Consider the following 13,488-nt stretch of genomic DNA (forward strand, 5'->3'; position numbering starts at 1 on the left):
AGGGACTATGCTAAACTGGAAGCAGCCAAAATGACAAAAAAATAACAATCAATACAAATTATTTTTGGAGGAGAAAAAAATGGCAAAGAAAGTAGTTTTAGCCGGTGCATGCCGTACCGCAATCGGTACCATGGGCGGCACACTGAGCACGACCCCCGTAGTTGAGCTGGGTGCAATTGTTATCAAGGAAGCCCTGAGCAGGGCGGGAGTAAAGCCTGAAGATGTAGATCAGGTGTACATGGGATGTGTCATCCAGGCAGGACAGGGCCAGAACGTAGCGCGTCAGGCATCCATCAAAGCAGGACTGCCCATCGAAGTGCCTGCAGTGACCATGAATGTGGTGTGCGGTTCCGGTCTGAACTGTGTCAACCAGGCTGCACAGATGATTATGGCCGGAGATGCGGATATTGTAGTGGCCGGCGGTATGGAGAATATGTCCATGGCGCCTTATGCAATTCCACAGGCCCGCTACGGGTACAGAATGAATAACGGTACTCTGGTGGATACCATGATTAAGGATGCACTCTGGGACGCTTTCAATGATTATCATATGATTACCACCGCGGACAACATCTGCCGTGAGTGGGGCCTGACCAGGGAAGAGCTTGATCAGTTCGCATTAAAGAGCCAGCAGAAGGCTGAAGCGGCACAGAAATCCGGTGCATTTGATGCGGAAATCGTACCTGTTATGGTGAAGAAGAAAAAGGAAGTTGTTGAATTTAAGGTTGACGAAGGCCCCAGAGCAGGGTCCACCATCGAGGGACTTGCGAAGCTTCGTCCCATCAATCCCGACGGTTTTGTGACTGCAGGCAACGCATCCGGAATCAATGACGGTGCTGCAGCCATTGTGGTCATGAGCGAGGAGAAGGCGAAGGAACTGGGTGTGAAGCCTATGGCTACCTTTGTGGCAGGCGCCCTTGCAGGCGTTCGTCCTGAAGTGATGGGTATCGGCCCCGTGGCAGCCACGAAGAAGGTTCTGGCGAAGACCGGAATGAAGATTGAAGACTTTGATATCATCGAAGCGAACGAGGCGTTTGCTGCTCAGTCAGTGGCAGTGGGCAAAGATCTGGGCATTGATGTGGATAAGCAGCTGAACCCCAACGGCGGAGCCATTGCATTGGGTCATCCTGTAGGTGCTTCCGGATGCCGTATTCTGGTGACACTGCTTCATGAGATGCAGGCGAAGGGTGCGAAGACCGGACTTGCAACGCTGTGCATCGGCGGCGGCATGGGCTGCTCTACCATTGTGAAGATTGAAGACTAAAATAAACGCATGATTTTCAGCAGGAAGAATGACTCTGCCTTGAGACATTCTTCCTTTGCTGAGGAAAAATATTATAGGAGTGCGGAACTCAAAACAGCAGTTTTACGAACAGTACCCGAAAGGATTTACAGACGCGGATGCGGCTGGAAATCCTTTCATGGAAGGGGAATGGAGGAAAACTGCGGAACTCAAAACAGCAGTTTTACGAACAGTGCCCGAAAGGATTTACAGACGCAGATGCGGCTGGAAATCCTTTCATGGGAGGGGGAATGGAGGAAAACTGCGGAACTCAAATAGGAGAACAAACCATGGAATTTATATTATACGAACAAAAAGGTGAGTACGCCATTATCACCATCAATCGTGAAAAGGCTCTGAATGCGCTGAATTCTACCGTACTGGAAGAGCTTGACAAGACCATTGACGCGGTGGATATCAATACAGTGCGCTGTCTGATTCTCACCGGTGCAGGCCAGAAATCTTTTGTGGCAGGTGCGGATATCGGCGAGATGAGTACTCTGACAAAGGCGGAGGGAGAAGCCTTCGGGAAGAAGGGCAATGATGTATTCCGTAAGCTGGAGACACTGCCGATTCCTGTTATTGCAGCGGTTAACGGATTTGCATTGGGCGGAGGCTGTGAGCTTTCCATGAGCTGTGATATCAGAATCTGTTCCGACAATGCAGTATTCGGTCAGCCGGAGGTTGGACTGGGGATTACCCCTGGCTTCGGCGGAACCCAGAGACTGGCTCGTCTGGTGGGAGCCGGAATGGCAAAGCAGATGATTTATACCGCACGCAATATCAAGGCGGACGAGGCATACAGAATTGGCCTGGTCAATGCTGTTTATCCTCAGGAGGAGCTGCTTCCCGCCGCAGAGAAGATGGCTGCAGGAATCGCAAAAAATGCGCCCATAGCTGTCCGCAACTGCAAGAAAGCCATCAATGAGGGACTGGATGTGGATATGGACCAGGCGCTTGTAATCGAGGAGAAGCTGTTCGGTGACTGCTTTGAGACCGAAGATCAGAAGTATGGTATGGCCTTCTTCCTTGACAAGAACAAGGAGAAGGTGAAGGAGCCGTTCAGGAACTGCTGAGGAGGATGACTATGGATAAGAAAAGAATAATCTGTTTGACAGCAGGTATTCTGTTCATTGCGGCAGGCGCTGTTCTGCTTTATATGGGAATGGACAATGGAGATATTACGATAAAGATAGGCGGCGGTGCCATTATTGTAGGCGGATTGGCGTTTCTCATGGAGAGCACAAAGAAAAAGAATTCAAATAAGGAGGACTGATTAATGAAAGTAGGTATTATCGGGGCGGGCACCATGGGTGCAGGAATCGCTCAGGCATTTGCCATGACGGAAGGATATGAAGTATGCCTTTGCGACATCAAACAGGAGTTCGCTGATGGAGGCAAGGCCAGAATTCTGAAGAATCTGAACTTTCTGGTAGGGAAAGAGAAAATGACGCAGGAGGCAGCAGATGCCATTTCTGCGAAAATTGCTACAGGTCTGAAGGATATCTGCACAGACTGTGATCTGGTAATTGAAGTTGCACCTGAGAACATGCAGATTAAGAAGACTACTTTCAAGGAACTTCAGGAAATTGTAAAACCTGAGTGCATTTTTGCAACCAATACCTCATCCCTTTCCATCACGGAGATCGGAGCCGGACTGGACAGACCCATGATCGGTATGCACTTCTTCAACCCGGCAGACAGAATGAAGCTGGTGGAAGTGATTGCAGGGGCCAACACTCCCGACGAGCTGGTAGAGAAGATCAAGGCTATCTCGGTGGAAATCGGCAAGACTCCCGTAGAGGTAAAGGAAGCGCCCGGATTTGTGGTTAACAGAATTCTGATTCCCATGATCAATGAGGCCATCGGCATTTATGCGGAAGGCATTGCCAGCGTGGAAGATATTGATACAGCTATGAAGCTGGGTGCCTCTCACCCCATGGGACCTCTGGCGCTTGGCGACCTGGTAGGTCTTGACATTGTGCTTGCCATCATGGAAGTACTGCAGAATGAGACGGGAGATTCCAAATATCGTCCTCATCCGCTGCTCCGCAAGATGGTTCGCGCAGGCAAGCTGGGCAAGAAGACCGGTGTGGGCTTCTACGACTACAGCAAAAAGTAAGGTCCTGCTTCGGAAGGGAAGCAGGGTAACTTTGAACAGGCAATACAATCACTGCGCCGGTTCCGGTGCAGTGGTTTTGCGCGCAGAGGAGGTGACTTCTGTTCATTCTGTGAGCAGTAGCCGGACTTCCCTGCCGGTTGACACAGCTGACTGCAGTTCGATATTCTGTCTGAACGGCTGCGGCGGTTATGACAAAGGAAGTTAAAATAAATAATGGAGGAATGGTAATCATGGATTTTATGTTGCGAAAAGAGCATGAAATGGCACGCACTCTTTTCAGAGAGTTTGCCGAAAAAGAAGTAAAGCCTCTTGCTCAGGAGGTAGATGAAACCGAAGAATTCCCCAGAGGAACCGTTGATAAGATGGCAAAAAACGGTTTTCTGGGTATTCCTGTTCCCAAGGAGTACGGCGGACAGGGCTGTGACCCTCTGACCTATGTTATGTGTGTGGAGGAGCTTTCAAAAGTGTGCGGTACCACAGGCGTTATTGTTTCCGCACATACATCACTTTGCTGTGACCCCATCATGACCTTCGGTACGGAAGAGCAGAAGGCAAAGTACCTGGTGCCCCTTGCAAAAGGTGAGAAGCTGGGAGCATTCGGCCTGACCGAGCCCGGCGCCGGCACAGACGCACAGGGACAGCAGACCAAAGCGGTTGCGGATGGAGACGACTATATTATTAACGGCTCCAAGATTTTTATTACCAATGGTAAGGAAGCAGATGTATATGTAATCTTCGCAGTGACCGGCACTATCGAGAAGAGAGGCAGAAAGATTAAAGAGATTACCTCCTTCATCGTGGAGAAGGGAACTCCCGGATTCAGCTTCGGCACGAAGGAGAAGAAGATGGGTATCCGCGGTTCTTCTACATATGAACTGATCTTCACAGACTGCCGTGTTCCGAAGGAGAACATGCTTGGCAAGCTGGGACAGGGCTTCAAGATTGCCATGCATACTCTGGACGGCGGACGTATCGGGATTGCCGCGCAGGCTCTGGGAATTGCAGAGGGCGCTCTGGAGAGAACCATTGCCTACACCAAAGAGAGAAAGCAGTTCGGCAAGCCGATTGCGGCTCTGCAGAACACCCAGTTCCAGTTGGCTGACATGGCTACCAAGGTAGAGGCTGCTCAGCTTCTGGTGTACAAGGCGGCAATGGCAAAGGCCACACAGAAGGAATACGGTTTCGAGGCGGCACAGGCGAAACTTTATGCCGCGGAAGTAGCAATGGAAGTGACCACGAAGGCTGTTCAGCTTCACGGCGGATATGGCTATACAAGAGAGTATGATGTGGAGCGCATGATGCGTGATGCCAAGATTACCGAGATTTACGAGGGAACCAGTGAGGTTCAGCGCATGGTTATCAGTGCTGCCCTTTTGAAGTAGGAAGCTCGCGGATTCTGCGTCGCATATCTGTATTTTCCGGAAGCGGTGTAGATTGCGAGAGACAGTTTATCCACATGAAAATAGAATAAAGGAGTGAAAATACAATGAAAGTTGTTGTTTGTATTAAGCAGGTTCCCGATACCAAGGGCGGCGTAAAGTTCAATCCCGACGGTACTCTGGACAGAGCTGCCATGATGACGATTATGAACCCTGACGATAAGGCAGGTCTGGAGGCAGCGCTGAGATTAAAGGATCAATATGGTGCGGAAGTTACCGTTCTGACCATGGGACTTCCCAAAGCAGAAGATGTTCTGCGCGAGGCAATGGCCATGGGCGCTGACAAGGGCGTGCTGGTGACCGACAGAGTGCTGGGCGGAGCAGATACCTGGGCGACTTCCCAGACCCTGGCCGGCGCACTGCGCAATATGGAATATGATTTGATTATTACCGGACGTCAGGCCATCGACGGCGACACCGCACAGGTGGGACCGCAGATTTCCGAGCATCTGAATATTCCGGTTATCTCCTATGCTCAGAATCTGAAGATTGAAGGTGACAGCGTTATCGTGGAGCGTCAGTACGATGACAGATATCATGTGCTGAAAGCTAAAATGCCCTGCCTGATTACCGCTCTGGCTGAGCTGAATGAGCCCAGATATATGACACCCGGCGGAATCTTTGATGCCTGCAAGGCAGAGATTACCGTATGGGGCAGAGCTGATCTGAAGGATGTGGAAGATTCCAACCTGGGTCTGAAAGGCTCACCCACACAGATTGCAAAGGCTTCCGACAAAGTCCGCAAGGGCGCCGGTGAGAAAGTTACCCTTGACCCGGCTGAAGCCGTTGACTATATTGTTGACAAACTGAAAGTGAAGCATGTGATTTAAAAATAATTGGTTGCAGCGGAATAAAAACAGTCTCGAAGACAGTCATGCCGGGAGAATTTTCAGATGCTTTCTTTGCAGCTGAAAATTACTCCCCTTAGAGGCATGAATGTAGAGAGACGGAACTGGAATTAGGAGGAAAAACAATGAATTTAGAAGAATATAAAGGCGTATATGTCTTCGCACAGCAGGTAGACAATATCGTCAACAGTATTGCTTTTGAACTGATCGGCAAGGGCAAGGATCTGGCTGCAGATCTTGGAACCGAGGTAACTGCTGTATTGGTGGGAAGCGGCGTGAAGGATCTGGCAGATGAGCTGGCAGAATACGGCGCCGACAGAGTTATCGTTGTGGATGATCCCGAGCTGAAGGAGTACAGAACCGAGCCTTATGCACATGCGCTGGCATCTGTGATTAACAAGTATAAACCGGAAATCTTCCTGGTAGGCGCCACAGCTATCGGCCGTGATCTGGGCCCCCGTGTATCCGCCAGGATTCACACAGGTCTGACAGCGGACTGTACACAGCTTGACATCGGAGATTTCCCGTTAAATCCTATCCCCGGCAAGGAGCAGAAGCACAATCAGCTGCTGATGACCCGTCCTGCGTTCGGCGGCAACACCATCGCCACCATTGCATGTCCGGATTTCCGTCCTCAGATGGCCACAGTTCGCCCCGGCGTTATGCAGAAGAGAGAGAAACAGGCAGGCGTTAAGGCCAATGTGGAAGAATTCAATCCCGGATTCACGCCCAATAACAACTATGTGGAGATTCTGGAGGTTGTAAAGGCTGTATCCGAGACCGTGGATATCATGGATGCGAAGATTCTGGTATCCGGCGGACGTGGAATGGGCGGTCCTGAGAACTTCAAGATGCTGGAGGATCTGGCAGAAGTTCTGGGCGGTACCGTGAGCTGCTCCCGTGCCGTTGTGGACGCGGGCTGGAAGCCGAAGGATTTGCAGGTAGGACAGACAGGAAAGACTGTACGTCCCAATGTCTATTTTGCCATTGGTATTTCAGGTGCCATTCAGCATCTGGCAGGTATGGAGGAATCCGATATTATCATTGCCATCAATAAGGATGAAACCGCTCCTATTTTTGAAGTAGCTGATTTTGGACTGGTGGGTGATCTGAATAAGATTGTACCTGCTTTGACCGAGAAGCTTCGCGCGGAGATGGCTCACAAGAACTGACACTGAGCAGTTGTTACAAAAATTTTACAAATGTATTTCAGGAAGCTCCCATAGGTCGAAACAATGTATTTTGTGAGACTTGTGGGAGCTTTTTTCAAAAAATCGTATATTAGTGTTTGTTGCCATTTAAACGGGCATCATGTAGAATAAATATGTTGTCAATGTGAATGAAATGACTGTAGAAGTCAATCGGAGAGAGTTATGAAACGAAATGTCAGCCTCGAGGAAATATCCGATGGTCGTCTGTATAAGATAAACGATATGGTGAAGGCAGACAGCCGCGGCTGCAGGGGCTGTAGTAAATGCTGTACCGGAATGGGGAATTCTGTTACGCTGGACCCCTATGACGTGTATCGCCTGCAGAAAGGACTGGGCAAAGGAATCCCGCAGATGCTCGCAGAAGAGCTGGTGGAGCTGAATGTGACCGAAGGAGTCATTCTTCCCAGCCTGAAGATGGCTGGTCAGGAAGAGCGATGTGTATTCCTGAGCCAGGAAGGAAGATGCAGCATTCATGAGTTCCGACCGGGTGTCTGCAGACTGTTTCCTCTGGGGCGTGTCTATGATAAAAGCGGGGATTTTCAGTATTTCCTGCAGACAGGGGAATGTGAGGAAAAGTCGCGTTCTAAAGTAAAGGTGAGCAGATGGATTGACACGCCTGAACAGGGGAAAAATCATGCCTTTATCTGCAGATGGCACGGGCTTGTGAAAGGTCTGGAAGGAACGATTGGAAGAGCGGAGGATATGGAACAGGCAAAGGAGCTGAATATCCGGATGCTGCAGACTTTTTTTATGAAGCCATATGAGGCGGAGAGCGATTTTTATGGACAATTTGAAGAGCGGCTGGCAGGTTTCAGAGATATATAAATCAGAATACAGGAAGAAGAGAAGGGAACAGTTGGGATAGATGACGCCGGAAGAAGAACGTCAGATTCGCTGGAAAAAGCGAATCGAAGAAATGAAAAAAGCGAAGAGAAGAAGAGAGCTTCTGTATAAATGGGGCGGATTGGGAGCCGGCGCCGCCGTACTGCTTATAGCGGCTGCTGCGGCAGGAAGCTTATTCTTCCATAAAACGACAGATACAGCAGGGCCGGAAGCTGCACGGGGCAGAATCGAAAGGGCGGCTGTCCGGGAGGAAATTCCGAAGATACCGGAATCGACAAATCATTTTATGAGCAAAGAGGAAGCTGCTCTGGCGGCACAGCTGCCGGAGGGAAGTGATGTGCCCCTGGCGGGACCTTCATCGGTATCCGGAGGATTATGGGAAGTGAATGATGATTCCGGCAGCTTTGGATTTAACGAAAGCATTGTCAGTGAATACGGCATTCTGGTTGATGTGGACGGAGCTGCGGTTCTGGCCCAGAGAGCAGCGCGGACCAGGATGAATCCGGCCTCCATGACGAAGATTCTCACTGTGCTGGTGGCGGCGGAACGGCTCACGGAAGAGGATTTGGAACAGACGGTACCCATTACCATAGAGATAACGGATTATTGCTTTATCAATGAATGCAGTGTTACGGGTTTTGAGAGAGATGAAGTAGTTCCGGTGAGAGACTTATTCTATGGAACGGTTCTGCCGTCCGGTGCAGATGCTTCTCTGGCTCTGGCTAATTACGTGGCAGGGTCTCATGAAGCGTTTGTGGATTTGATGAATGCGAAACTGGCTGAGCTGGGACTGGCGGAGACTTCCCATTTTACCAATTGCGTGGGTCTGTATGATGAAAATCATTACAGTACGGCATATGATATGGCGGTGATGCTGAAGGCGGCAGCGGACAACGAATTCTGCCGACAGCTTCTGTCGGCCCGCACATATACTACCACACAGACAAAGGAGCACCCGGAGGGACTGGTAATTTCCAACTGGTTTCTGCGCAGAATTGAAGATAAAGATGTCCACGGAGAAGTGGTGTGCGGCAAGACCGGTTATGTTGACCAGTCCGGCAGCTGTGCGGCCAGTCTGGCTGTGGGCAGTGACGGGAAAGAATATATCTGCGTGACTGCCGCGTCCAACAGCAAGTGGCGCTGTATAGACGATCAGGTGGAACTGTATCAGCGATTCCTGCCGGAAATGACTCCGGAGCCGGGGACACCGGAAACCCCTCCTGGTTCGGAGGGGCCGTAAGGTTAAAAGCTTTTGAGATTTTCCCGGAAGGCGATGCCTGTGGGCGTTGCGGCCAGGCCGCCTTTTCCCGTTTCTTTCAGGTCTTCCGGAAGGATTCTGCCCACGCTTCTCATAGCATCGAATACCTCGTCAGGAGGAATCTTACTGCGGATACCTGCATTGGAAAGGTCGGCGGAGGTCAGTGCATTGACCGCGCCGATTACATTTCTCTTCACACAGGGGACTTCCACCAGACCGGCAACCGGGTCGCAGGCAAGCCCCAGCAGATTTTTCATGGCAAGGGCGGCGGCATGTGCGATGGCTTCCGTGTCACCGCCCAGAAGAAATGCCACACCGCCTGCCGCCATGGCCGATGCGGCGCCGATTTCTGCCTGACAGCCTCCGGCCGCGCCGGAGACAGAAGCACGCTGTGCGATGATTCCGCCGATACCCGCGCTGACATAGAGCGCTTTAACCATTTCTTCCCGGGAATAGCCTTTATCCTGCTCCAGCGACAGAAATACCGCGGGAAGCACGCCGCAGGAGCCCGCTGTGGGCGCTGCCACAATGCGCTTCATACAGGCGTTGGATTCTCCCATTTTGATAGCCTTCTCCATCACAAGACCCAGGAAGGAGCCGCAGAGCATAGTTCCGCGGCGCCTGGCATTTGCAGCTTTCTCTCCGTCCCCGCCCACCAGCCCGCTGGTGGAAGTGAGATTAGGCTCATAGGCTTCATCTGCGCTCTGCATTGCTTCATACATTCCGCGCATCCGCAGGAAGGCTTCTTCTTCTGTAATCTCCATTTCCCTGCAGTCATTGTCTCTGATAATTTCCCAGAAGGATTTTCCCGTATTTTTTTCGATTTCAATGATTTCCTGAAAGGACTGATACATATATTCTCTCCTGATTCACAAACTATTGCTCCTGTCAGAGCTTTGAGGTATACCTGTCTGCCAGCCCGAGATAAGTCACTTTCAGAATCCCTTCCAGATGCGCCAGCCATTTGATGGCGTTCTCCGGAACCTCCTGATCGCATTCCAGTATAATGACGGCGTTCCCTCCCTTGGAAGAGCGGTACAGCTGCATGGTGGCTATATTAATGGACTTGTGGCTTAACATGGAAGTAATTTCCGTCACATGGCCGGGCTGATCCAGATTATTCACTACCAGAGTGGGGTAATCGCCGGAGAAATTGGCGGGGAGCCCGTCGATCTCCGTGACGCGGATGGCGCCTCCGCCCGTGGAGGCTGCCACAATTTCTATTTTTCTCTGCCCCTCTCCCTGTAAAAGCAGTTTCACAGAATTCGGATGTACATCACCCAGATCTATGCCGGACAGTCGATAGTCCATATCCGCTTCATGGGCGTAACGGAAACTGTCCGGAATTCTGGAGTCATCCACGGCAAAGCCCAGGAGGCCTGCAATCAATGCTCTGTCTGTCCCGTGGCCTTTACCGGTGGCAAGGAAGGAACCGTGGAAGAAGATATCTGCCTTCTGTACCGGGACACCCAGCAGCTTACGGGAAATGTTACCGATCTTGACAGCGCCTGCGGTGTGAGAGCTGGAGGGGCCTACCATTACGGGGCCGATGATATCGAATGAATTCATGGTCTCTTGACTCCTTTTTCTGTTCCAGGTGGAAGGGATTGTGCATCCCAAAGGTTATATTTGCCTTCTCTTTTACTATATATTAGTTTGGGATAAATTGCAATAAGTTCTGTGTGCGGAGACGCTGGATTTACAGCGGTACAGCGGTTCCCGGAAGCATCAGAAGAAAGGCAATGATGCCGCCCAGGGCATAGATGCCGTTGAATACCAGACAGAGCTTCATAACAGTATGCTGTATTTTGAAGCAGGCATAGACAACCGCATTGAAAATACCACTGAAAATCATGAAAGCCGCGTAACAGGATATCATGATTTCAGCTGTGGGGGATTCCAGAGCCCAGGGAAAGGTGCGCAGGTACAGAATGGTCCACGGGAAGAAGAGCATCAGGACACAGACGGCAGTTAAAATGGTATTTCTGGTTTGATTTTGTTTCATATTGTTTTCCTCGACTTTCTGTTATTTGTTTTGTTATAATCTGAGTAGATTGCTTTGAAAAATGGCAGCTCAGCGTCGTTCTGATTTTCCATATCTGAGACAGGATATTGCCAGGCACAGCAGGGTAACGCCCACGGCAATGGGAAGCAGGGGGAACAGCTGTATTCCGGTATCGAAAACTTCGGGGGCAATTTTCCCATATTCAGTCATCAGGACATAGAAGGGGTAGTCCATGGGATAACAGTACCAGATTCCGGTATTCAGCATCAGTACTGACGGCACAACGGAGGCCAGTCCCAGTCCCACGGAGAATATGGGAGTGTGAATCAGAATGCTGATCATCCAATATGCGGCAGCCATGGGTAATGCGGCCAGGTAAATCAGGGAGGCCGCCCGGCACACATAGGGGAACGGCAAGATAAAGTCATAGTCATACAGTTTTGAGGCGATTGCCGCGGAACCGTAACAGGCAGCTATGGACAGAAACAGCTGTTCAAACAGCAGAGTCACCATTACCAGGAATTTTGCCAGGCATATTTTGGACGGATTCACGGGGAGAGAGAGGCATTTTAAAAGTCCCCGGTTTGTGCGTTCCGTCTGGTTCAGCAGTACGCCGCAGATAATCAACGTGGCGGGAATCATGAACCAGGCCATGCCCATATATCCCTGGATAAAATAGTTGTATTCCGGGGAAATTTCATAAGAATTCATGACAAAATTCACATTTGCATTCATGGCGGAGGGAAACCACATCATCACCGCAGGAATCAGCAGAATCCAGAATATTCTGGAACGACGTATTTTCAGCAGTTCCACGCTGATTAAGGAAAGCAGTTTCATTTCATTAAAAGCTTCGGATTTCATGTTAATTCTCCATTCTTGCCCGGTTTATAAATACAGGCAGACTCAAATTCTTATTTTTACGGCTTTCATATCATAAGCTCAATTGATATCTCATGATAAACGCCTGATTTTCAGATAAATGGTCTCCAGCAGACAGAACAGGACTATTTCGCCTGCGCAGCCTGCCAGCATGTGGAAGGTCTGTGTATGGGAGAGACGATGCAGTATCCTGTAGGGAGACACAAAAGGGAGCATGGCCATTACCGCATTGTCTGCCGGCAGCACGGAGGTCATAAATACCAGAATCACACCTGTTCCAAGGCAAATCCACATGTTACGGCATATGGATGAGATGAACAGCATGGCTGCCGCGGTGGGCAGCATCAGGGCAAATTCAAAGGCAATTCCCTTTATGAGGAGCATTCCGACAGCGGCGTCGTCCGGAAACCAGTGCATACAGCAAAGCAGCAGGGAAATGGCTTCCAGGCATAAGGGAAGCAGGCAGGACAATATCAATATCCCCAGCTTACCCAGAAAGAGGAAAAAGGGAGTCACAGGAAGTGTCTCCGTTTTCTGGATGGCATTTCCCTCGTATTCCGTGTGATAGAGGATACAGGCCCCGCAGACCAGCAGCAGAATGTTCAGCTGGGCCATGAGCTGCCAGTTGGCATCCATCAGAATGTGAAAAGGGCTGCCGGGCTGAGTGGTGAACATGGTGGGGCGGACTGTCATATTGATAAAGGGGACAAGTCCGGCCAGCAGGCCGCCGCCCAGAAAAGCGGGCACATAACCGGTACGTTTCAGCTTCCGGGGCTCCAGGGAGGACAATGGGAGGAGGGATTGGACTGCTTTCATCAGCATTTCCTCCTTTCCTGATTGTCAGCATCTATCATGGCCAGAAACGTTTCCTCCAGATTACAGGTGGGGAAGCCGGCGTTTTCCGCGTAGCCCTCCAACTCCTGAAGAGGGCCTTCAAACAGCAACTGGCCGTGATTTAAAATTCCGATATCGTCAGCCATCAGTTCCACTTCGGGAAGCAGATGGGAGGAGACCAGGACAGTGCAGTCATATTTCTCCGGAAGAGAACGGACCAGTGTCCGGATTTCATGGATTCCCACCGGATCCAGCCCGTTGGTGGGCTCATCCAGAATCAGAATGGGCGGGTGCCCGATTAAAGCGCCGGCCAGCCCCAGTCGCTGCTTCATGCCCAGAGAATATCGCCTGGCCAGTTTCCTTCTGTGCTCTGTCAATCCCACCAGCTCAAGAGCATCATCCACGGCCGATTTCGGAAGTCCCAGGATACGACGGATGATTTCCAGATTCTCCTCCCCGGTGAGATTCCCGTAAAAGGCAGGCGCCTCGATGAAGGAACCGATGTCCTTCAAAATGGAAATCCTGTCTTTCGGGTAAGTTTTATGTTCAATATGAAAAGTTCCTTCCGTGGGACTGGTGAGCCCCAGGAACATTTTCATGGTGGTGGACTTTCCGGCGCCGTTGGGGCCCAGAAAGCCATAGACACTGCCCCTGCGGATATGCAGATTCAGATGAGATACGGCGGTAAAGTCGCCGTAGGATTTGGTGAGATCCATGGTCTCGATAATATTGCGGTTATTCATTTGTGAACTCCTTTCTCAGAT

Annotated in this window: 15 protein-coding genes; 9 read left to right on the forward strand and 6 right to left on the reverse strand. The window is 50.6% G+C overall.

The genetic code is table 11. From position 1 onward, the window contains the following. Positions 1-79: 79 nt before the first annotated feature. The 9 genes from NSB25_RS01345 to NSB25_RS01385 all read left to right on the forward strand — a co-directional run bounded on the left by NSB25_RS01345 (position 80) and on the right by NSB25_RS01385 (position 8,985). Entirely contained in the window at positions 80-1,264 is a 1,185-nt protein-coding gene (locus tag NSB25_RS01345; protein WP_103240455.1) for an acetyl-CoA C-acetyltransferase, read from the forward strand. Positions 1,265-1,572: 308 nt separating this feature from the next. After that, a complete protein-coding gene (locus NSB25_RS01350; RefSeq protein ID WP_103240530.1) occupies positions 1,573-2,358 on the forward strand; it encodes an enoyl-CoA hydratase-related protein in 786 nt (261 codons plus the stop codon). Between the two features lie 11 nt (positions 2,359-2,369). Further along, positions 2,370-2,558: a hypothetical protein gene (locus NSB25_RS01355; RefSeq protein ID WP_103240456.1), complete on the forward strand. Its 189-nt coding sequence runs from the start codon at positions 2,370-2,372 to the stop codon at positions 2,556-2,558. A gap of 3 nt (positions 2,559-2,561) precedes the next feature. Continuing rightward, positions 2,562-3,404 (forward strand): 3-hydroxyacyl-CoA dehydrogenase family protein, encoded by an 843-nt coding sequence (locus tag NSB25_RS01360; protein ID WP_103240457.1) that lies wholly within the window; start codon positions 2,562-2,564, stop codon positions 3,402-3,404. 230 nt (positions 3,405-3,634) lie between these two features. Next, positions 3,635-4,786, forward strand: a complete 1,152-nt coding sequence (locus NSB25_RS01365) for an acyl-CoA dehydrogenase (RefSeq protein WP_103240458.1) — start codon at positions 3,635-3,637, stop codon at positions 4,784-4,786. A 104-nt stretch (positions 4,787-4,890) separates the two neighbouring features. Continuing rightward, entirely contained in the window at positions 4,891-5,673 is a 783-nt protein-coding gene (locus NSB25_RS01370) for an electron transfer flavoprotein subunit beta/FixA family protein (RefSeq protein WP_103240459.1), read from the forward strand. Positions 5,674-5,816: 143 nt separating this feature from the next. After that, positions 5,817-6,863: an electron transfer flavoprotein subunit alpha/FixB family protein gene (locus NSB25_RS01375; protein WP_103240460.1), complete on the forward strand. Its 1,047-nt coding sequence runs from the start codon at positions 5,817-5,819 to the stop codon at positions 6,861-6,863. Between the two features lie 201 nt (positions 6,864-7,064). Continuing rightward, positions 7,065-7,727: a YkgJ family cysteine cluster protein gene (locus tag NSB25_RS01380; RefSeq protein ID WP_103240461.1), complete on the forward strand. Its 663-nt coding sequence runs from the start codon at positions 7,065-7,067 to the stop codon at positions 7,725-7,727. Positions 7,728-7,767: 40 nt separating this feature from the next. Then, on the forward strand, positions 7,768-8,985 hold the full coding sequence (locus NSB25_RS01385) for a D-alanyl-D-alanine carboxypeptidase family protein (RefSeq protein ID WP_103240462.1): 1,218 nt from the start codon (positions 7,768-7,770) through the stop codon (positions 8,983-8,985). A gap of 2 nt (positions 8,986-8,987) precedes the next feature. On the opposite strand, the gene sdaAA is transcribed toward NSB25_RS01385, so the two are convergent. The 6 genes from sdaAA to NSB25_RS01415 all read right to left on the reverse strand — a co-directional run bounded on the left by sdaAA (position 8,988) and on the right by NSB25_RS01415 (position 13,467). Beyond that, positions 8,988-9,857, reverse strand: coding sequence for an L-serine ammonia-lyase, iron-sulfur-dependent, subunit alpha (gene sdaAA / locus NSB25_RS01390; RefSeq protein ID WP_103240463.1), 870 nt, complete (start codon positions 9,855-9,857; stop codon positions 8,988-8,990). Positions 9,858-9,891: 34 nt separating this feature from the next. Beyond that, positions 9,892-10,572 (reverse strand): L-serine ammonia-lyase, iron-sulfur-dependent subunit beta, encoded by a 681-nt coding sequence (gene sdaAB / locus NSB25_RS01395; protein WP_103240464.1) that lies wholly within the window; start codon positions 10,570-10,572, stop codon positions 9,892-9,894. Positions 10,573-10,702: 130 nt separating this feature from the next. Continuing rightward, positions 10,703-11,008 (reverse strand): hypothetical protein, encoded by a 306-nt coding sequence (locus NSB25_RS01400; RefSeq protein ID WP_103240465.1) that lies wholly within the window; start codon positions 11,006-11,008, stop codon positions 10,703-10,705. A 69-nt stretch (positions 11,009-11,077) separates the two neighbouring features. Further along, positions 11,078-11,872 carry an ABC transporter permease gene (locus NSB25_RS01405; RefSeq protein WP_242982475.1) on the reverse strand — a complete coding sequence of 265 codons (795 nt, stop codon included), beginning with the start codon at positions 11,870-11,872 and terminating at the stop codon, positions 11,078-11,080. A gap of 90 nt (positions 11,873-11,962) precedes the next feature. Further along, complete coding sequence (locus tag NSB25_RS01410) at positions 11,963-12,706, reverse strand: ABC transporter permease (protein WP_172455152.1); 744 nt, start codon at positions 12,704-12,706, stop codon at positions 11,963-11,965. Then, complete coding sequence (locus NSB25_RS01415) at positions 12,706-13,467, reverse strand: ABC transporter ATP-binding protein (protein ID WP_103240467.1); 762 nt, start codon at positions 13,465-13,467, stop codon at positions 12,706-12,708. The genes NSB25_RS01410 and NSB25_RS01415 overlap by 1 nt, the downstream gene beginning before the upstream one ends. Positions 13,468-13,488 lie beyond the last annotated feature (21 nt).

The organism is Acetatifactor muris (assembly GCF_024623325.1).
GTDB classification, from domain to species: domain Bacteria; phylum Bacillota; class Clostridia; order Lachnospirales; family Lachnospiraceae; genus Acetatifactor; species Acetatifactor muris.